This is a genomic window from Ruegeria sp. H4 (genome assembly GCF_056533065.1).
Map to the genome: position 1 here is coordinate 81463 of NZ_JBQFOC010000006.1, position 18741 is coordinate 100203.

An 18741-nucleotide genomic window follows, 5' to 3' on the forward strand; every position below is an offset into this window, starting at 1 on the left:
TCTCTCACTCGATTACCCCCCGTCGTGCACATCCAGCAGATAGGTCGCCATTGCCTTCCGGTCTTCGTCTGTCAGAAAGCTGGTGCCATAGTTTACGACCTCTCCCATGGCGCCGCCGAAGACATCGCCATCAGGCATGACGCCGGTGCGCAACGCGTAGGCCAAATCATCTACCGTCCAACCACGCTTTTGCAGGGTCTCAAAGTCGATGGCCGGTGCCTTGTCACCGCCCGGCAGAGAGTCACTTCCCTTGAAGTGTTCCGTGTCCGAATTTCTTGCGCCAGCCAGGTTCCTCCCGGTGTGGCAGGCCGCACAATGTGTGGCACCTTCGACCAGTAGCCGGCCCCGGTTCCACACTTCGTCATTGCCCGGCACGGGATCAGTGCGGGGTGGTTCCAGAAAAGCCGCGCGCCACAGCTTCAGGCCCCATCTCTGATTGAAGGGGAACGCCATTTCCTGTTCTTTTGACGGTTCCGCTACCGGTGGAACTGTTTGCCATGCGGCCCAGAGATCGGCGATGTCCTGATCCGTGAAATTGGCATAGAATGGATAAGGAAAGGCCGGGTAATAGGGTTGTCCGCCGGGTGATACGCCTTGACGCACCGCGCGGGCGAACTCCTCGATTGTCCAATCACCGATCCCGTGATCGGGATCTGTGGTCAGGTTCGGCGAAAAGAGCGTGCCGAACGGGGTATCCAACTCCACCCCACCGGCCAAGGCCGCGCCCCCTTTGGCAAAATCTGTGTGGCAAGCGATACAACCACTTGCCCTTGCCAGATACGCCCCGCGGTTAACGTCACCCTGAATGTCGAGAGCTTGTAAGGGCTGGCCAATCGGCCAAGCCATCACAGCAACAAGTCCCGCTGACGCCGCTACGGCGGCAGCAAGGCCCAATCGGAATATCGGTCTCATGACGCATTCCTATTCCGACCGAAATTGCGTGTGACACGCCGAGCATGTCTGGCTCAGCATCATGAACACACCATCTGCCGGCATTTCAGAAAGTTGTGCCTGGTTTGGACTGCCGCCCATCATTCCGGCACCCATCATAGAACCGCCACCCATCATGGATGCGCCGCCCATCATGCCCGAACCATGGCCCGACCCGGACATCATCAACCCGTTGTCCGCCGCAAGCACAAGGCCTTCAGAGTAGGATTCCAACTGCCTGGCTAACTCTGCAAATGAACCCCAATCCTGCCAGATCTCCGATTTGGCCTCCGAGGGTTTGCCATCAGATCCCTCTGGAAACAGCTTTGTCATGCTCTCGCCAGCGTGACGCCCGATTTTCTTGGCCTCGCTTCGTACCGTTTGCGCATTGTAGGGCGTTTTCCCCTGCATCATCGGCGTAAGGATCTTCATGCTGTCCTTCATCGCGGACATACCATCCATGCGTTCTTTGACGATGCCGGTTGCGCCACCATGCGCCAGGGCGGCGGCTGCAAACAGAGAAACCAGGGCAACGCCTGTGGTCATTTTCAGAATGTTCATTGTTTTGTCCTTGTCGTCTGCTTCGACGCGCCCAGGTTGAGCGCAATTCGACTGGTCAGATCAGGACACGCGGCGGTGGTGGGTCAAACGCCGCGATACCGAGAACCCGGTATTGGGCTCGAGGGATCGAGTATCTTTGTTCAGTATCTTGGGGGCCAGGCGGTGGTGGACCCATCGAAAATAGACCAACAGCGTTGCAAATCGTTCCGCCATGACAATGTCCGGGATGACCCTGCTTGACATGCTCAACGTCCGCGGAGTCCGTTTGGTCAATCACGTGCTGAGAACCACTGCCATGTGCATGAGCAGAATCGGCCGTCACAAGCAGCCCGCCAATGGTCAGCACCATTGACAGTATGATGTAACGAATTGCACTGCCCATTCGGCTCGTCACCTTCAGAAAATCCCGTTTTCCTGCTGCAGCTCTCTGATATACGCCACGATGCCCTTCACATCCGCACGGGTCAAGCCATCGACCGGCGGCATATTGCCGAACTTCCAATGGTGTGCCCGAACTCCATTCTGGACTGCCACATAAAATGACTCGTCCGAATGGTGGCTTGGTTCATAGATTTTATGCACCAAAGGTGGTGCAAGGCCTTCCAGACCTGTTGCATTCGCGCCATGGCACGCCGAGCATTTGGCGTCGAATGCCACTTTGCCGACGGCCGCAAATTCGCTTAGCTGGTCCGGCAGAGTGACGTTTTCGATTGGGTCTCCTTGCTCCAGTGCTGACGTATCGGGCGGCGTCATCGAGTGACCTGTTGGTTGCTGATTTAAGTTGTAGACGAACGCGGCGGCGCCTGCGATCACTACTCCGCCGATCAAGAGTGTAAGTTTATCCATCTCTGTTCTTCACATGATTGTCAGTTCTTAGGTTCAACGCGCGCAAAAAAAATCGGCCTGACCAAGGTCAGATCAGTTTTACCTGAGTGCCCACAGTGGCCAGTTCGAACAATTCCGCAATCTGCTCGTTGTACAAGCCAATGCAGCCGTTGGAGGATCTTCTCCCGATCTTGCGCGTGTCGTTGGTGCCGTGGATCCGGTAGTATTGCCAGCTCAAATAAAGTGCATGTGTCCCCAGAGGATTCTCCGGACCCGGGCCCACATAATCGGGCCAAGCGGGGTTGCGCTTTTTCATTGCTGGTGTCGGTCGCCAAGACGGCCCTTCGACCTTGCGAGTAACTGTGGTGTAGCCCAGCCTTGTAAGGTCTTCCGTCAGCGGTACGCTGGTTGGATACATTCGGTAGACGCTTTCGTCTTCCGACCAATATTGCAGGACCTTGGACTGTGTATCGGACAGGATCACACCATTCTTAAGCGTATCAAAGTGGTCCTGCCATTTAGCAACGCGGAATGAGGAAACATTGCGGCGCGTCCCCTCAGTTGCCGTTGATTGGGCCCAAACGGCCGGTGCTGGAAAAAGCGTCGTCGCAGCAAACGCGGCAATCACTCCACGTCGCGTAACAACCTTTCCTTCTTTGCTCCGTTTCATGCCTGCCATCCCAAAGTTTATTCTTTTTTTCCGACTCAAATAACTCGTATGCCCGGTTCCTGCGCTGGAAGGTCAACACGCAAATGACATTTCATATGGGATGTCTCGTCTGAATTGTCGTTGCCGTTGGCGCAGGGATATTTCCTTAGAAGGCGGACCCAAATCATCAAGTCATTGTGGAAAAGCAATTTTTCTTGGACGTAACTCCAGGCTGCTTTAAGCAAAACCTGACTTTCTTGAATCAACCGAACACAAAAAAGCAACGCTAACAATTGCTTAGTTCTTGGTGAATTGATGTGATCACCCGTCGATGCGAGGGTAGCAGGCACTACAAATGACAATCACAGTGGACTAAACACCATGTCCTTCAGGAAAGCTTTCCAAGCACTGGCCGCACTTTTGTTCATCGGCGCTTGTACCGAAACAACGTCAATATCTGCAGATAGCGAGCCCGGAACGCTTTCCCAAGTTCCTGACGCCGTAGCCCAGATTGCTGCTCCGGGCCAGGACCTGAACGCAGTGAAAATCATGCCTGAGGACGGTTGCTATTGGTATCGCTATGTTGGGCCAGTTGAAACAACCTACCTACCACTTAGGACTATTGAAGGGCGCCCAATCTGTACGCGCGCCTGACAAGCGCCTGTCAGCTGGTCGCGGTCAGAAGCCGCTCGGGAGGGTAGAGATGAGCCGTGGACCCTGGCCTGACACGATCATAAAGCCCGATGATATGTGGCATCGCCATCCTTACGCAGCCAGAACTTGCGCGACCTCCGATAGATCTTGGATAAGGCGTTCCGTGAATTCGCAGGTATGTGTCGCGACCACCTTCGAACAGATAAAACGCCCTTGATCCCAATGGGTTTGTCGGCCCACCGGGCACACCATCTGCGAATTGCGCATATTCATCAGGGTCGCGCTCAATCATTTCGGCTGTAGGAGTCCAACGCGGCCATTTGGCCTTTCGCTTGATCGTGTAGACTCCGGGCTCGTAAAGATTGCCTCGGGCAATGGCTACGCCGTAACGCATTGCTGTGCCACCGTCTTCGATGAAATACAGATATCGTGCCACCGCGTCGACATGAATGTCACCCGGAGTAAGTGGTCGATTGGTTTGCACACGCTGAGGCAGGAAACGTGGGTGTAAACCCCAGGGATTGGATGTTGCGGGATCAAAATTGGCTGGAGTTACTTGCGCATCCCACTCCGACCATTGCGAGGCCGCCGCCGACGTCACTCCAAAAACCGGCTGAGAGAAAATGGCGAGCGAGGCTGCAACAAAATGTCGTCTGGTCAGCATTGATAGCGCTCCTATTGGCTGGTTGGTGTCTGGAGTTAGTACCCAGGGGATTAGACAATCCGCGACGGGGGAAGATTTGTCCATTCAATTATTCGTTCGATATCGCTTCGACCCACCCGCGAGTTTTCAAGGCTTAAAGTGACCTAGGCAGCTTCGTGTTTAACCTGAAACTTCACCAGGCGTCGGGACGACAATGCCTGCTGTTCATACCCCTAAAAACTTCCCTGTTCCGGCCGTGTCTATGCACCAAGTAAGGCCCAAGCAAATGCTGGACTGGTTTGACAGCGTCAAATTCGCTTCGCGCCAAAACAGCTTGACCTTCCATCGTGGGAAGGCGTTAGCAGAGGTCTCCAATCCAAATTTTGGAGTTGAATGTGAAAGAAAAACAGACTGCAAACGCGCCGCAGGCGTCAGTACCGGTTAGCGGCGGCAAGATAATGAAATGGGGCATGATGGTATGTTGCATTGCCATGATAACGCCGATCGCTCTCTACTTGATCGCCGGCGGGACGGTTGGTGGGCTTTCTGACTCCTTGGGTCTTTTCGCACCGTTGATCCTGTGCCTCGGAGCCCATTTCTTTATGCACAAGGCGATGGAAAAATCCTGTCATTCGAACAAATCTGAATCGGAAAGACCAAAGGCAACAGACGCCGCGGTCGGACCGAACCCAGTACACCGGCAATAATCTTCAATCATGAAGCTTTGGTGCTCAAGGTTGGCCGCCATGTCGCTGGCCGCTCTTTCGCTGGCGGCTTGCGCACCACGCCCTAAACTATGCCCGCTGCAACCGCCGCAGCCTGAATACGCCCTGCCCCAAGGTTGCCGGGTTCAATGGGAGGGCGCGGATGGCGGGGCCTATTTCATCTGCGAAGACGGGCGCGAAGGTTTCGTGAGCTGATCGTGGGGATGTGACATTCCGGCTCGTTGACCCTCCAGCGCTGGAATCTGGCAGAGACGGGTGCAAAACAACCGATGGCAACGCGCAATGGCAAGAACACTCCTAAATTTATGTATTATGATCTTGGGGTTAATCTTTGGCCAGACTTCCGCCGGGACAAGCCTTGCAGCTACATCCCAAGCGTATGAATCAGAGCCCCTGGTCGCACACATAATTACCGCGCAGGACGGGATCGCGCCTGACGTCAAGACGATCACTGCAGGACTGCATCTGAAACTGGGCGAAGATTGGAAAACCTACTGGAAGTCGCCTGGTGAGGTGGGAATTCCGCCCAAGATCACTTGGAACGGCTCGCAAAACGTCAGCGACGTACAGTTTCACTGGCCCGCGCCGATCCGTTTTCGCGCCTTCGGGATCGAGAATTTCGGGTACAAGGACGAAGTGGTCTTTCCGCTGACCGTCACACTCGAGAACCCCGGAGCGCCAGTTGACTTGAAGGCCGCTGTGACAACGCTGATCTGTTCCGATATCTGTGTGCCGGTCGAGTTTTCGCTGGACTTGTCGCTGACTCAGGGAACGGGTCGGGATCAGGACTCGGCCCGGCTTATAAATGCCTTTCTGTCGCGGGTGCCAACCACGGGAAACACAAGCGGAATGAAGTCCGACGCCGCGACCCTGGATACCGAGTCCGAGATGCTGACGCTGAATTTCACCAGCGACCTGCCCTTTGATGCGCCTGATGTCTTTCCCGACATGGGACGTGACACCGCGTTTGGTGCACCCGACATCCGGCTCGCTGGCGACAGGCGTCAGCTATGGGTGCAGTTCCCGGTCCTCGCTCTGGCACAGGACCCCCCCGCCTTGTCCGTCACGGTTACCGACACCAACCGCGTGGCCGAGTTTTCGCCCCGTACCGACGCTCCCCCTACCCCGCCACCATATGAGATCGCGGCCGCCGAAACTTCAGCCAGCGCGCTGGTCTGGATCATTTTGCTGGCGGTGGGCGGCGGGTTGATTCTGAATGTCATGCCCTGCGTACTGCCAGTGCTTTCGATCAAGCTTTCCTCGGCGGTAAAGGCTCGCGACCGCTCTGCGGCTCAGATTCGCGCCGGGTTCCTGGCTTCGGCAGCCGGAATCCTGACATTCATGTGGCTGTTGGCGGCTATCACCATTGCGGCGCGGTCGCTGGGCTATTCCGTCGGCTGGGGCATCCAGTTCCAGAATCCGCTTTTCCTTGCGGTGATGATCGTGGTGCTGGCGGTTTTTGCAACCAGCCTCGCGGGCTTGTTCGAGATCACGCTGCCGCAGTCGCTGAACACCCGGCTTGCCCATGTCGAAAAGGGCCGCGTGTCGCTGGTCGGGGATTTCCTGACCGGAGCCTTCTCAGCAGTTCTGGCGACGCCCTGCTCGGCCCCCTTCCTCGGCACGGCGGTGGCCTTTGCCCTGACCGGCCGACCGGTGGATATCGTGGCGATCTTCACCGCAATGGGGGTCGGGCTGGCCATTCCTTACCTGCTGGTTGCAGTGCACCCGAAACTTACCGCCGCTCTGCCTAAACCGGGGCGTTGGATGGTGGGATTAAAATGGGCCCTGTCGGCGGCACTGCTGACCACGATCGGCTGGTTGGTCTGGGTGATGGTCGGGGTGGCCGGAGACACTGCTGCAACTGCTACCGTGCTGGCTGCAACTGTTCTGGTCCTGTTGATCTGGAAAAGTACGATGATGCCACCCGTTTTGCGCTGGACAGCCCTGTTGCTGACGCTGACCGCAGCGTTTGCCGCACCGGTTGCGATTGCCGGCAAAGACCGGTCCAGGCTGCTTGAACCAGCCGGAGAGATCCCTTGGATTACCTTCAGCCGCCCCGAAATCGCCCGCCTTGTGTCGCGCGGCGAGGTGGTTTTCGTCGATGTCACAGCCGACTGGTGTCTGACCTGCAAGGCCAACAAAGCGCTGGTGCTGGAACGCGGCGAGGTTCTGGCAACACTGCAATCGGACAAAGCAATTCCGATGCAGGCCGACTGGACCCGCCCCGACGATGTGATCGCCCGTTTCCTTGAGGACAATGGACGGTTCGGGATCCCCTTCAACATCGTCTACGGCCCGTCGGCCCCCGAAGGCATCGCCCTGCCAGAGATCTTGACCACGAACGCCATTCTCGACGCGATGGAACAGGCCGCGCCGATTGCGGGCGGAGCCGTGGAAAGCGGATCCTGACCCCGGAGTTCACATATCCCGGACGCGGTTGCTCTGCTGCGCTAAACGCATGGTCTCGTGCTCTTCCATATCCAGTATCGCCTGAAAGAGTTCGCGTGCCTCGGGTATCTCGGCACGCCCGTGCAAATACCGATATAAGTCGATCACCTGATTGTGAAGATCGAAGACCGCTTCGCAGATCTCATCGACGCTCATCTGTGCGAACGGCCTGTCGCAGGCGCGATGTGGGTCGATCGGCTCATTGCCCAAATAGTCATATACCCAGGTGTTGAGCGCTTTGGGATCGGCTCGTTTCACGAAACCATCGACGATTTTCTCCAGAGCAGCCTCATGATCGGCGAGGTAGGTAAGCAACATCCTGGCCAGCTCCTGCTCTGACTGTGTCGAACAGTGGGCCAAACATTCGGCGAGCCAATGATGCATTTCCCGCGTCCAGACAATTAGATCAGAAAACGTTTCAACTTTCATGGTCTCAACCTCCTAAAGATCGGCATGCGATAGCCTAAACCGGAATTTTCCAGATGGCTCACTGGGCATCAGCGCGAAGTCGGCGCCGGCCCGATCCACGCCGGGCTGCGGGAATCAACCCCCCAGTTCCAGCAATGCCCGGTCGATTGCCACCTTGCGCGGATCCCCCTGCGGCAGGTCATCCGCCAGATCCCTTGCCCTGCCATAGGCGTTCCGGGCGCCGTCGGTCTCGCCCAGCACCGAATAGGCGTTGCCCAGCCGCATCCAGCCGTCCAGATCGCCTGGGTTTTCCTGCATCCGGCTCGCAAGCCGTTCGACCATCGAGCGGATGAAGGCCTGCCGGTCTTCGTCTGACATCTCCTCGGCCGCCGCCACCTGATCGGCAGTTGGGCCGGGCATGGAAGGGGCAAAAGCCGCCAGATTCACCGGAGCCCGTCCGATCGACGGGGCGATGCGGTTAAGCTGGGCCACAAAACTCTCCATCCATGGCCGGAACTCCTCTTCGGCGTCCATCCGCGTCTTCAGTAGGTCATAGGCCTTATCAGGCGATCCAGCCTGCTCCAGACCAATGGCTTTGTAGAATGTCGCTGCTGGGTTCGATGGGTCCAGTTCCAAGGCTCGTTCAAACGCCCGATCGGCCTTGGGCGTAACGACACCGTCATCGGCATAGACCAACGCCTCGCCATATTGCGACACCAGCGCTGAATTCGCATTGGGTCGGTCCAGCAACCCCTCGAACGCGTCTGCGGCATCTCCAAAGCGTCCCATACGCATATAGGTCTGAGCCAACAACACCCATCCCTCGGTTGGCCCGCCGGTTTCATCCGCCTCAAGCCGCGACTTCAGGCGCACGGCAAGGTCGGCGATTTCACGGGCTTCGGCCTGCTCCCCCTCGCGTTGGGCAAATGGCTGGCTGGGGATGTAGGGACTACCCAGTTGCCAATAAAGACCGGCTCCGAGCGCTGGAACTACCAGCGCGGCAAGTAAAATCAGCGCACGCCCGGAATGGCCCATTATCGCTTTGTCGTCCGATTGCCGGTCAATCGCCTTCAGGCGACGTTCTATCTCGGCTCTGGCGGCCTTGGCCTCTTCGGCTGAGATAATTCCTCGTTCCAGGTCCTTCTCCACTTCGCCGATCTGGTCGGAAAAGATGGCAGAGGCGCTTTCGCGTCTCGACAAGTCCGAGGTCTTGCGCCCCAGGCCGGAGAGGGCGAGCGTCAGAAACACCGCCACGGCCATGAATGAAAAGATAATCCAGATCATGCGTGCGGCTCCGTGAGTGAATGGTTTTCGGGATTCCGTTCTTCGCTCGCGCCGCGTTCCGTCTCTTGTTTTCGCGACTTCCGATATCGGCGCGCATTTTGGGTCAATACCGCTGCAGTCGCGATACCACCCAGCCCCAGGATGACGATAGGCGCAACCCACAGAATGTAAGTTGATGGCTTCCATGGCGGGTTGAACAGAACATAGTCGCCATAACGCGCAACCAGAAAGTCCATAACCTGCTGGTCCGTGTCGCCTGCCACCAGCCGTTCGCGCACAAGCAGACGAAGGTCGCGCGCCACGCCAGCGTTAGAACTGTCGATGTCTTGGTTCTGGCACACCACGCATCGCACCTGTTTCGAAATCGCCCGGGCCCGCTCTTCCAATACCGGATCTGCAAGTATCTCGTCGGGCTCAACCGCGAATGCCGGCTGCGACACCAGCATCGCCAGAGTGACCGCGGTAATTACAATGCGACGTATCATGACGCCTCTCCTCCGGCCGCCCGCGCCTGATCCAGCGCGGTGCGCATCTTTGAAATTGCCTCGTCGCCCAGCACCGGGCCGACAAAACGGAATACGACCTTGCCCGCGCCATCAATCACAAAGGTCTCCGGCACGCCGGAAATCCCCCATTCGATCCCGGCTCGGCCGTCCAGGTCGGAACCGATGCGCTCATAAGGGTTGCCCAGATCGTCGAGCCATTTCCGCGCGTCCTGCGGCTTGTCTTTGTAGTTAATGCCCATCAGGCGAATGCCCTCATCGCGTACCATACGCGTCAGCACCGCATGTTCGGCCCGGCAGGGCACGCACCAGGACGCAAACACGTTGACCACGATCGGAGCTGACCCGTCATTTTCCACCAGATCGGTACTGGACAGCCCGTGGGTATCCAGCCCTTCGACCGGCGGCAAGTCGAACTCAGGCACCGGCTGCGAGATCAAAACAGACGGGATTTCGTTTGGATCGCGATCGGGATTCAGTCCCCATAGCAGGAAGGCACCCAGGATGCCGGCAATCGTAATTGGGAACAGTGCAAATAGACGTTTCATTGCCCTACTCCGCCGCCACCGCAACGGAGCTCTGCCCAGTCCGTTTTCGTGGTGCACCGACGCGTAGACGCCGATCGGAGAGTGACAAGACACCACCAAATGCTAACAATCCTGAACCTATCCAGATCCAGACCACCAATGGCTCATACAAGATACGCAGGGTCCATTTGCTCTGTTCTGATTCCGCCGCCGGTTCCGATATTGAGGCGTAAAGGTCCCCTGCCAACGTCGTTCGAATTGCTGACTCGGTCGTACTGGTACCCGCCACGAGATAGGCCCTGCGCTCGGGTTGAAGCGTGGTGACATAAGCGCCATCGCGAAATACCGTCAGTGTGGCCGCGCGAGACAGATAGTTCGGACCGCGAAGCTGTTCCACACCGTCAAAACGCACGTCGAACCCTGCTATCTCAATCTGTGTTCCGGGCTCGGCAAAAGTCACGACCTCGGATTTCCAAGCGCTGGACCCGATAAAGCCGATCATACAGACAGCCAACCCCGCATGGGCCACGACCATGCCGTAATGAGAACGCGGTAGGCTGCGGGCCCGACGCAGGGACTCGGCCAACGGTGCCTCACCCAGCTTAATTCGGCTGGCCCACTCTGTCAGCACAGCGCCCAGCAACCAAACCGCAAGGCCGATCGACACTACCGCCAAGGCTGGGCCGCCGGTATCCAGATACCACACAAGCAACGCTACGAGCAGGCTAACCCCGGCCACCCATTTGAGCCGGGACAGAACACCGCGCAAATCCGCCCGCTTCCATGACAACAGCGGCCCAATCCCCATTACAACGACTAGAACCAGCATGATCGGCACGAAACTGGCGTTGTAATAAGGTGGTCCAACCGAAATCTTTTCACCTGTCACAGCCTCAAGCAAAAGCGGATAAAGCGTACCGAATAGAACCGTCGCCGTTGCGGTGGCCAGCAGCAGGTTGTTAATAAGCAAACCGGCCTCGCGGCTGATCGGGGCAAAAAGACCGCCGCCCTCCATCTCCGGTGCGCGTATGGCAAACAGCGTCAATGAACCACCGATCGCGACAGCCAACAGCGCCAAGATGTAAATGCCGCGTTCGGGATCGACCGAAAACGCATGGACCGATGTAAGCAAGCCTGAGCGGACAATGAATGTCCCCAACAAGGACAACGAGAAGGTCAAAACGGCCAGTAGGATCGTCCAACTTTTGAAGCTGCCGCGCTTTTCGGTCACAATGGCCGAATGGAACAGCGCTGTGCCAGCAAGCCAGGGCATAAACGAGACATTCTCGACCGGATCCCAGAACCACCAGCCGCCCCAACCCAGTTCGTAATAGGCCCACCAGCTGCCCAGAACGATACCAAGTGTCAGAAACACCCAGGCCGCCAATGTCCAGGGTCGGACCCACCGCGCCCATGCCGGATCGACCCGCCCCTCAATCAGGGCAGCCACGGCGAAAGAAAATACGATAGAGAAGCCGACGTAACCCAGGTATAGGAACGGCGGGTGCATAGCCAGGCCGACATCCTGCAACAGCGGATTTAAATCCTGACCATCCAGCGGTGCCGGAAACACCCGGTCAAACGGGTTCGAGGTGAACAGCATGAATGACAGGAACCCCGCGCTGATCCAGGCCTGCACTGCCAGAGTGCGCGCCTTGAGTTTCAGTGGGATGTTCCGAGCCAACAGAGACACACCCAGCCCGAAAATCACCAATATCAGAATCCACAACAGCAGCGACCCTTCGTGGCTACCCCAGGTCGCAGCCACCTTGAAAAGCATCGGTTTCAGCGAATGAGAATTGCTGGCCACATTTAGCACAGTGAAATCGCTGACCACGAAGGACCACATCAGAGCGGCGAAGGCGATAGCAACCAGCGCTGTCAGTAGGACCGAGGTCGCAGATGCCGATCGCATCCACATGACATTGTTCCGTGCTGCTCCAATCAAGGGAAATACGCTTTGCACCAAGGACACGGCCAGGGCAAGCGCCAGGGCGAACTGCCCGATTTCCGGTATCATTCCAATCCCTCCGGATTTCCGGTTTTGCGGCCTTGTCCGACAATCCAGCGCTGGAGGGTCAAGCGCATTATTGCCGCACCCCCTTCGGCTGATGCATGCTTGACGAGCGCAAATCTGGCCGGCGGCCTTGACCTTCCAGCGCTGGAGACCCCCACCATTTCGACTTCACCGATGGACGTACCGAACACTTTGTTTTCAGGGCAGGGACTCAGGAAACAAACGAACACGAGGGCATCATGACACGGAGCAACAGCAAGATTACGTGCGTCTGGCAACGCCTCCAGGCTGTAATACTGGCTGGGGGGCTGAGCCTTGGGTCAACTGCCATGGCCCAACCGGAAACCCGTCCGGCTGACAACGTGGCGATGAACCCGCAAGCCTCCAGCAACATGTCAGGTATGGGAAGCATGTCCAGGATGATGCGCCCCGACGCGGTGCCGCCAACGGGTGTCGTTGGCGGTATGCATCCACCCGAGGGTGTTTTGATGCCTGTGTTCTCTTACATGAACATGGAGATGGACGGAAATCGTACCGGAACGCAGTCGCTGTCTACCTCGAACGTTCTGTCGCAGTATCCGATCGCGCCGCTCAGCATGAGCATGAACATGGCGATGGTCGGCCTGATGTACGGTGTGACCGACGAGATCTCGGTGATGGCGATGCTGCCCTATACCCGCAAGACGATGAAGCACCAGACCCGCATGGGCCAGACCTTTAAGACCAGGGCACAGGGGTTTGGCGATCTGAAGATCATCGGCGGATATGATATCTACAAATCCGACGGGCAGGTGCTGGAACTATCTCTTGGCCTCAGTCTGCCGACTGGCTCGATAGACGAGACCGACACCACGCCAGCTGGGCCGGACCAGCTGCTGCCCTACCCCATGCAACTGGGTTCAGGCACCTACGACCTGCTGCCGGGCGTCACCTATACGGGCCAGAACGCGGATTGGTCTTGGGGCGCCCAGCTGGCCGCCGTGATCCGGATGGGTGAGAATGATGCCGGTTACACCTTGGGTGACGTCTATTCAGCAACAGTTTGGGGTGCACGGCGCTGGAATGACCAGTTCAGCTCCTCGTTGCGGGTGGTCGGCGACATCGTGGAAAACATTGACGGGTCGGATGCGCGCCTGAACCCAGGCATGGTGCCCACCGCTGATCCGACCCTGCGCGGCGGCCAGTTTCTGAGTATCGGAATCGGAGTGAATTACCTTGTGCCGGGGTCGGGCGTTTTGGCGGGCACGCGCCTGGGTATCGAGGGCGTGATCCCTGTGTATCAAGATCTGGATGGGCCCCAGCTTGAACGCGATTACGCAGTCTCCTTCGCGATACGCAGGGCGTTCTGACCCTTCAGCCCCAAACCGACTGTAAACGGACAATCAGCGCCGCCGCGGTGGTCAGAACGACCACTGACACCGCCATCAGTAGCAGGGCCAATGTCACAGGTCCGCCGCGCCCAGGTACGCGACGTGCCAGTTGGGCTGCAAATCCAGTACCGTGGGCGATCTGGCTCTGAACGACGGATAGGTATAGCGGCAGCGCTCCGACCAGCGTGGCGTACAGGTAAACGCCTGAGATGTTCTCGAAGTAGGCGGAGCGTACCAGCGTCGGACCGACTACCCGCAACGCCACTACGGGATCACCGCCGAAAGACCCGAACCAGTCTGCCGAAAGCGCGTAGATCAGCGCGTGCAGCGCGATGAACAGGACGGCCCGTAGCAGCAGGTCAATTAGCAGATACCGGGCCGGGATGGCCCCCCTGCCCCGCGCCCTTACCCCAACGGCGAAAAGAAAAAAGCTGAGATAATTTAAAAGGAAAACGACCGGCAACCCATTCGTCACCACCTGACGCAAAAACCGAACAAACGCGGGACCACTGTTCAGGAGGTGCGTCGCAAAGCCCGGCGTGCGCAAAACGAAGATGGCCAACAGCGGAAACAACGCAAGGCAACTGACGATCAGCGTGTTTCTGGCAAACTTCCAGAAAGGCAATTCAGTGGCAAAATATCTGTTCATTTCATTTAGTTTGCCAACGGTTCCAGCGCAATGTCGATGCCAATTGGTTTACAGACCTGCGACAGAACCTCCGATTTTATTATTCCGCAAGCCCTCTACCTACTTTACGCGCAAAATCTGTTACTTTTGCTCGTTACTTTTGTTGCGCTATCAGTTTCAAGTTACACTCGATAAGTATCCCTTATCATGACTGATTGATTTCGCCGGAAAATGCGCGCAGAATGTGCCTCATGAAGCCCCTTGCGCCTTACCTCCCCAGCCCCTCCCCAGCCCTCTCCGCAGAAGATCAGGAGGCGCTCACCGATCTTTATGTGCGCGGCACGCCAGCCAATACGCTGCGCGCTTATGAGCGCGACCTGCTCTATATCACCGCCTGGAAGTCCGCGCGGTTCGCAGCGACGCTGGACTGGCCGGAATCTGAGGCCACCGCTCTCACCTTCATTCTCGATCACGCTCGCGATCTGAATGACGCACCAGAAACGGATGTGGCGCGCGAAACCGCAGAAGCGCTGATTACTCAGGGGCTGCGGAAGTCCCTCGCCTGTCCTGCCCCTTCGACGCTGGACCGGCGCATCGCCTCCTGGCTTGCCTTTCATCGAATGAAGAACCTGACCAGTCCTTTCGGTGCGCCGCAGGTGAAGCAGGCCCGTGCCAAGGCGCGCCGGGCTACAGCCCGGCCCCCTGCCCCAAAATCGCAGCACCCGATTACCCGCGATGTTCTCGAGCAGTTGCTGACCACCTGCCGGGGGTCGCGGCGCGATTGCCGCGACCGGGCGATCCTGATGCTGGGTTGGGCTTCGGGCGGGCGGCGAAGGTCCGAGATCACCGGATTGATGCGGGAAGATGTGTCCTTGAAAGAGTTCGAGGCCAAGGGTCTGGTGTGGATCTCGCTGCTGGAAACCAAGACCACCCAAAAGAGGGAAACCCCGCGGCTGGTGCTCAAGACCCGCGCGGCACAGGCGCTGGTGCATTGGATCGAGGTGGGCCAGATCAGGGATGGGCCGCTCTTCCGACCCATCTCCAAGGCTGACCGGGTGCTCAAGCGCCGCCTCAGCCCGGATGCGATCTACCAGATTGTTCGGCACCGGTTGAAACTGGCGAGGCTGCCCGAAGGCTTCGCCTCGCCCCACGGGCTGCGCTCGGGTTTTCTGACCCAGGCCGCACTGGACGGTGCCCCGATCCAGGCCGCCATGCGCCTGTCCCTACACCGCTCCATGGCACAGGCGCAGAAATACTACGATGACGTCGATATCGCCGAAAACCCGGCCGCAGACCTGTTGGGGTAAGCTGGTGCTAAACGAAGAAAGCGGTAACCCGTGGGTTACCGCCATTAAAATTAAGAAATCTGAGCATGGGTAACCCGCGGGTTACTACTCGTTCAAAACAGCTTCGAAAGCCTCAACCGCTCTCTGGAGCTTTGACCGGTCAATCGAACTAAAGTCCTGACCAGACAATATCCTGCACTCTCCCTTGCGCGCAGTGATTTTTGAAGCGCCCACGTGGAACTCATACTTCACGCTCTCAACCTTCTCACGCCGCTTGCCGCTAGCTGGTTCAGCATCAGAACTTGCCACGAAAGCATCAAGTATTTCGTTTTGCTCACCGGCTGTGGATGCGCGCACTAACACATCTCTTAATGCAGCAGCTGAAGCCGATGACGCTCGAAGTTTCCGCGCAACCTCAACGCCAAGGTTTCTGGAAACACTCTTTGGAAACGGCAACGCACCCTCAAGTTCACTGAGCAGGTAAACAAAGCTACGAATATAGGAGCGTTTCATCTTGTGCAGGGATGAGTACAGCCTTCCGACCAAAGCTTCTGCATCCCCTGCCCCCAACTCTGAATCTTTAGAAGCAAGAATTGCCACTTGCGCCATCTCAGCAAACGTCAAGTCTTCCCGAACAACGTTCTCTTCAACCATGTCAATATAGAGGTCGATGCGATCACTCTGGGATTTGGCAACTCGCGCCGTAACACTGGAAAAGCGTTCATCACCGGTCTCTTCATAAAGCTGCTTAAGAGCAGTTACTCGTCTCCAACCTTTTTTGAGTTGGAAGCGTCCATCTGAATCCTTATAAAGCTCTATGGGCTCCTTCTGGCCGCGTTCCTGAATTGAAGCCTTGAGTTCATCCATCTCGTCGGAACTTGCGACAGCCGAAAGATCCAAGCGATCTCGTGGCAGATCTGTCGTATGAATTTCATTGATGCCAACCGCAACCAAGACTCGCCCCTCATCACGAGCTTTACGATACTCCTTAGCATCGGAGGCATTTTGCCGTCGCTGTTCGACACGGTTCTCAGTGCTTTCATTTAGGCTGTTTGCTGTCTCGCGAACCGCAGCCCCCATCGGCCCCACTTCGCGGCGGCGTGTTTTCTTGAGGTCATCTTCATCAATTGGAGTGAAGCCAAATTTATTCCCGCTCATTCTACCCGCTCCTCAATTTTAGTACGTGCCTCCCAAGCCCTTAGGACGACATCCCTAAATTCGCTGTATGCATTATCAAATGACTGACGCGCCCGTTTCCATGTGTCCCGAGTCATCTGTCTGTAGTCCTGCTCGTAAACAGACATCTGGAACCTACCAGATTGCTCGACCGCACGTGTCATTTCGATGGGATTTTGACAGACATCGGCGCCGAAGACATTTTTGAAAGCATCCATCATCGCGACGTGCAAAGAGTTGCTAGCCTCGAAGCGAGTCATGAGAACACGTATGTCATCGAACCTTTTAGGAAGCGTGATACCAGCATCCTGTGCAATACGTTCGAACCCGCTGGTTATGTCTTCCAAGGCATCGCCAAGCTGACCAAGATAACTCGTTGTGCTGTCATACTCCCAATAACCAGGACCAGACGGAATATAGAGGATGTCAGCAGCAAAGGCCGCATTCAAAGACTGGTATCCAATTGCCGGCGGGCAATCGAAAACAATCAAATCATATTGGTCGTCAGGCAACTCATCGAGATATCTTGCTACGCATCCAAAAAAACTCCATGCCTTATGAATGGACCTGTACTGAGCGGACGCAAATTCAACGAAGGCCGCGTTCGCACAGCTCGGGATGATGTCGATCGTCGACCAAGAAGTTCTTTGAATGAAGTCTTGTACACGTTGCGCGCCAATCGACTGAACATCTTCAGGCAATTCGTCGGCAGTAGGGTAGGGGCAATCTGCGGGATCATCATATTCGTCCGCGATCCGGTTCGCCTCACGGCAGAGATCGCGGCACATAATGCCCCAGACAGTATTCCACTCTCTAACTTCAGCCAGACCCATCGAATGCGTGAGTGTCGCCTGGGGGTCGAAATCCACCACCAGAACACGGTAACCATCAAGCGCGGCCGCATTCGCCAAGTGCTGGGCAACGACAGTTTTGCCGACACCACCCTTAAAGTTCGAAACCGCTACTCTCATAGCCCGGCCTGCCGGCCTTTGAGGCAGAAGGCTTTTACCTCTAAATCTCAGGCGCCGTCTCAACTCATTTATCTCAGCCAGAGAAAACCATCTTTGCCGCCCATCATCTTCAGTCGCCCCTTGCGGAAGAGACGGATCTTCGGCCAACTTCTTTCTCAAGGTGTCCGCCGGGACATCAAACATGAACTGGCTAATTTCCCAGATCGAGAATGGTCGAAGCACTTTCTCGTCAGCGGGCGAGAAAGTAGCGCGGCGGACGGCAGCCTGTTGGGCCAGGCTTCGTTCGTTCATAGCTTGAAGGTCGGTGTGGTCACGCATGGTGCTGCTCTTGTTATATCACGGATGTCTTCTAATAACGCGATTTTGGAAAACTGCAAAACGTAAAGAATGGAATTTCCGCTTTTTCGCCTCCGACTCGGTAAAAACGGGAGGTATTTCGAAAGCGAAGCTATGTTTTGGTGACAGGCAGCGACCAATTACCAGATATATGGTGACACTCGACCCCCAATATGGTGACAGCATAGTGTCACCTATAACCTATTAACCGAATTTTCTTTTGATTTTGAAGAAAGAGGCGGTCATCCTGTTTTTCAAAGCCCGTTGACAAACTACGGGATTTCATCACACTGAACCCAATTGATGGAATCGGTCAGCGAAACCGATCCGCTCGAGGCACAGTGGCAGTATCAAAATGGAAATAAAACGATTTACAGGATTTCAGGCCGGTTCTCAGAAGTACGATCTTTTGACTGCAATCTCTGTTGCGGGATTGAATGGCACACCCGGTTTTCAATGTTCGATGATGCGGCTCATTGCGTTGATAACGGCCCGATACAACTGGCGCACTGATGAGCTGACGGTCGGACAAAAAGAAATGGCCCGCCTCTGGTCTGTGGACGAACGAACCGTCAAGAGAGAAATTAAGCGATTGACGGATTCAAGTATACTTCTCCAGCTTAGGCCTGGGGTTAGAGGCCGCGTCGCAGCGTACCGACTCAACTACACGGAAATTTACCGTCTGAGCGAACCGGTTTGGCGAAATGTTGGTTCTGATTTTGTATCGCGCATGGAGACACAAACTCCAAAACCGACCGAAAAGGTTGTTCATGTACAATTTGGCCAAGAAAAACCAGAAG

At 56.6% G+C, this 18741-nt stretch carries 19 protein-coding genes and 1 pseudogene; 6 read left to right on the top strand and 14 right to left on the bottom strand.

Annotated features, from left to right (window positions below):
- Positions 1-12: 12 nt before the first annotated feature.
- The 6 genes from ACR0KG_RS20145 to ACR0KG_RS20170 form a co-directional block, all read right to left on the bottom strand.
- A complete protein-coding gene (locus ACR0KG_RS20145) occupies positions 13-912 on the bottom strand; it encodes a c-type cytochrome (RefSeq protein WP_170417899.1) in 900 nt (299 codons plus the stop codon).
- A gap of 9 nt (positions 913-921) precedes the next feature.
- Positions 922-1491 carry a c-type cytochrome gene (locus tag ACR0KG_RS20150; protein ID WP_170417895.1) on the bottom strand — a complete coding sequence of 190 codons (570 nt, stop codon included), beginning with the start codon at positions 1489-1491 and terminating at the stop codon, positions 922-924.
- A 60-nt stretch (positions 1492-1551) separates the two neighbouring features.
- The gene (locus tag ACR0KG_RS20155; protein WP_170746572.1) at positions 1552-1704 is read right to left on the bottom strand and encodes a hypothetical protein; all 153 of its coding nucleotides are present in this window, start codon (positions 1702-1704) and stop codon (positions 1552-1554) included.
- 183 nt (positions 1705-1887) lie between these two features.
- A complete protein-coding gene (locus ACR0KG_RS20160; protein WP_170417891.1) occupies positions 1888-2337 on the bottom strand; it encodes a c-type cytochrome in 450 nt (149 codons plus the stop codon).
- 67 nt (positions 2338-2404) lie between these two features.
- Positions 2405-2995, bottom strand: coding sequence for a L,D-transpeptidase (locus ACR0KG_RS20165; RefSeq protein ID WP_170417888.1), 591 nt, complete (start codon positions 2993-2995; stop codon positions 2405-2407).
- Between the two features lie 634 nt (positions 2996-3629).
- Positions 3630-4283 (bottom strand): L,D-transpeptidase, encoded by a 654-nt coding sequence (locus ACR0KG_RS20170; RefSeq protein ID WP_050605720.1) that lies wholly within the window; start codon positions 4281-4283, stop codon positions 3630-3632.
- 374 nt (positions 4284-4657) lie between these two features.
- Between ACR0KG_RS20170 and ACR0KG_RS20175 the strand changes: the two genes are divergently transcribed.
- From ACR0KG_RS20175 to ACR0KG_RS20185, 3 genes are all read left to right on the top strand, one after another.
- A complete protein-coding gene (locus ACR0KG_RS20175; protein ID WP_255612174.1) occupies positions 4658-4969 on the top strand; it encodes a DUF2933 domain-containing protein in 312 nt (103 codons plus the stop codon).
- Positions 4970-5008: 39 nt separating this feature from the next.
- Positions 5009-5182 carry a hypothetical protein gene (locus ACR0KG_RS20180; RefSeq protein ID WP_170417885.1) on the top strand — a complete coding sequence of 58 codons (174 nt, stop codon included), beginning with the start codon at positions 5009-5011 and terminating at the stop codon, positions 5180-5182.
- A gap of 87 nt (positions 5183-5269) precedes the next feature.
- Positions 5270-7396, top strand: coding sequence for a protein-disulfide reductase DsbD family protein (locus ACR0KG_RS20185; RefSeq protein ID WP_253285959.1), 2127 nt, complete (start codon positions 5270-5272; stop codon positions 7394-7396).
- A gap of 9 nt (positions 7397-7405) precedes the next feature.
- Here ACR0KG_RS20185 and ACR0KG_RS20190 read toward each other — a convergent pair whose 3' ends face one another.
- The 5 genes from ACR0KG_RS20190 to ACR0KG_RS20210 form a co-directional block, all read right to left on the bottom strand.
- Positions 7406-7864: an ATPase gene (locus ACR0KG_RS20190; protein ID WP_170417881.1), complete on the bottom strand. Its 459-nt coding sequence runs from the start codon at positions 7862-7864 to the stop codon at positions 7406-7408.
- 114 nt (positions 7865-7978) lie between these two features.
- Positions 7979-9127: a c-type cytochrome biogenesis protein CcmI gene (gene ccmI, locus ACR0KG_RS20195; RefSeq protein WP_170417878.1), complete on the bottom strand. Its 1149-nt coding sequence runs from the start codon at positions 9125-9127 to the stop codon at positions 7979-7981.
- Positions 9124-9612: a cytochrome c-type biogenesis protein gene (locus ACR0KG_RS20200; protein ID WP_170417876.1), complete on the bottom strand. Its 489-nt coding sequence runs from the start codon at positions 9610-9612 to the stop codon at positions 9124-9126. Before ACR0KG_RS20200 ends, ccmI begins: the two co-directional genes overlap by 4 nt.
- Complete coding sequence (locus tag ACR0KG_RS20205) at positions 9609-10178, bottom strand: DsbE family thiol:disulfide interchange protein (protein WP_170417873.1); 570 nt, start codon at positions 10176-10178, stop codon at positions 9609-9611. The genes ACR0KG_RS20200 and ACR0KG_RS20205 overlap by 4 nt, the downstream gene beginning before the upstream one ends.
- A 4-nt stretch (positions 10179-10182) precedes the next feature.
- Positions 10183-12177, bottom strand: a complete 1995-nt coding sequence (locus ACR0KG_RS20210; RefSeq protein ID WP_170417870.1) for a heme lyase CcmF/NrfE family subunit — start codon at positions 12175-12177, stop codon at positions 10183-10185.
- Between the two features lie 236 nt (positions 12178-12413).
- Between ACR0KG_RS20210 and ACR0KG_RS20215 the strand changes: the two genes are divergently transcribed.
- The gene (locus tag ACR0KG_RS20215) at positions 12414-13523 is read left to right on the top strand and encodes a transporter (protein WP_170417865.1); all 1110 of its coding nucleotides are present in this window, start codon (positions 12414-12416) and stop codon (positions 13521-13523) included.
- Between the two features lie 4 nt (positions 13524-13527).
- Here ACR0KG_RS20215 and ACR0KG_RS20220 read toward each other — a convergent pair whose 3' ends face one another.
- Entirely contained in the window at positions 13528-14193 is a 666-nt protein-coding gene (locus ACR0KG_RS20220; RefSeq protein ID WP_050605729.1) for a hypothetical protein, read from the bottom strand.
- A gap of 230 nt (positions 14194-14423) precedes the next feature.
- On the opposite strand from ACR0KG_RS20220, the gene ACR0KG_RS20225 reads away from it, so the two are divergent.
- Positions 14424-15479 (top strand): tyrosine-type recombinase/integrase, encoded by a 1056-nt coding sequence (locus ACR0KG_RS20225; RefSeq protein WP_170702624.1) that lies wholly within the window; start codon positions 14424-14426, stop codon positions 15477-15479.
- 84 nt (positions 15480-15563) lie between these two features.
- On the opposite strand, the gene ACR0KG_RS20230 is transcribed toward ACR0KG_RS20225, so the two are convergent.
- The gene (locus tag ACR0KG_RS20230; RefSeq protein WP_170702625.1) at positions 15564-16616 is read right to left on the bottom strand and encodes a ParB N-terminal domain-containing protein; all 1053 of its coding nucleotides are present in this window, start codon (positions 16614-16616) and stop codon (positions 15564-15566) included.
- Entirely contained in the window at positions 16613-17923 is a 1311-nt protein-coding gene (locus ACR0KG_RS20235) for an AAA family ATPase (RefSeq protein ID WP_170702626.1), read from the bottom strand. The genes ACR0KG_RS20230 and ACR0KG_RS20235 overlap by 4 nt, the downstream gene beginning before the upstream one ends.
- A gap of 373 nt (positions 17924-18296) precedes the next feature.
- Here ACR0KG_RS20235 and ACR0KG_RS20240 point away from each other — a divergent pair.
- Positions 18297-18741: pseudogene (locus ACR0KG_RS20240) on the top strand (DnaA N-terminal domain-containing protein); the annotation flags it as partial.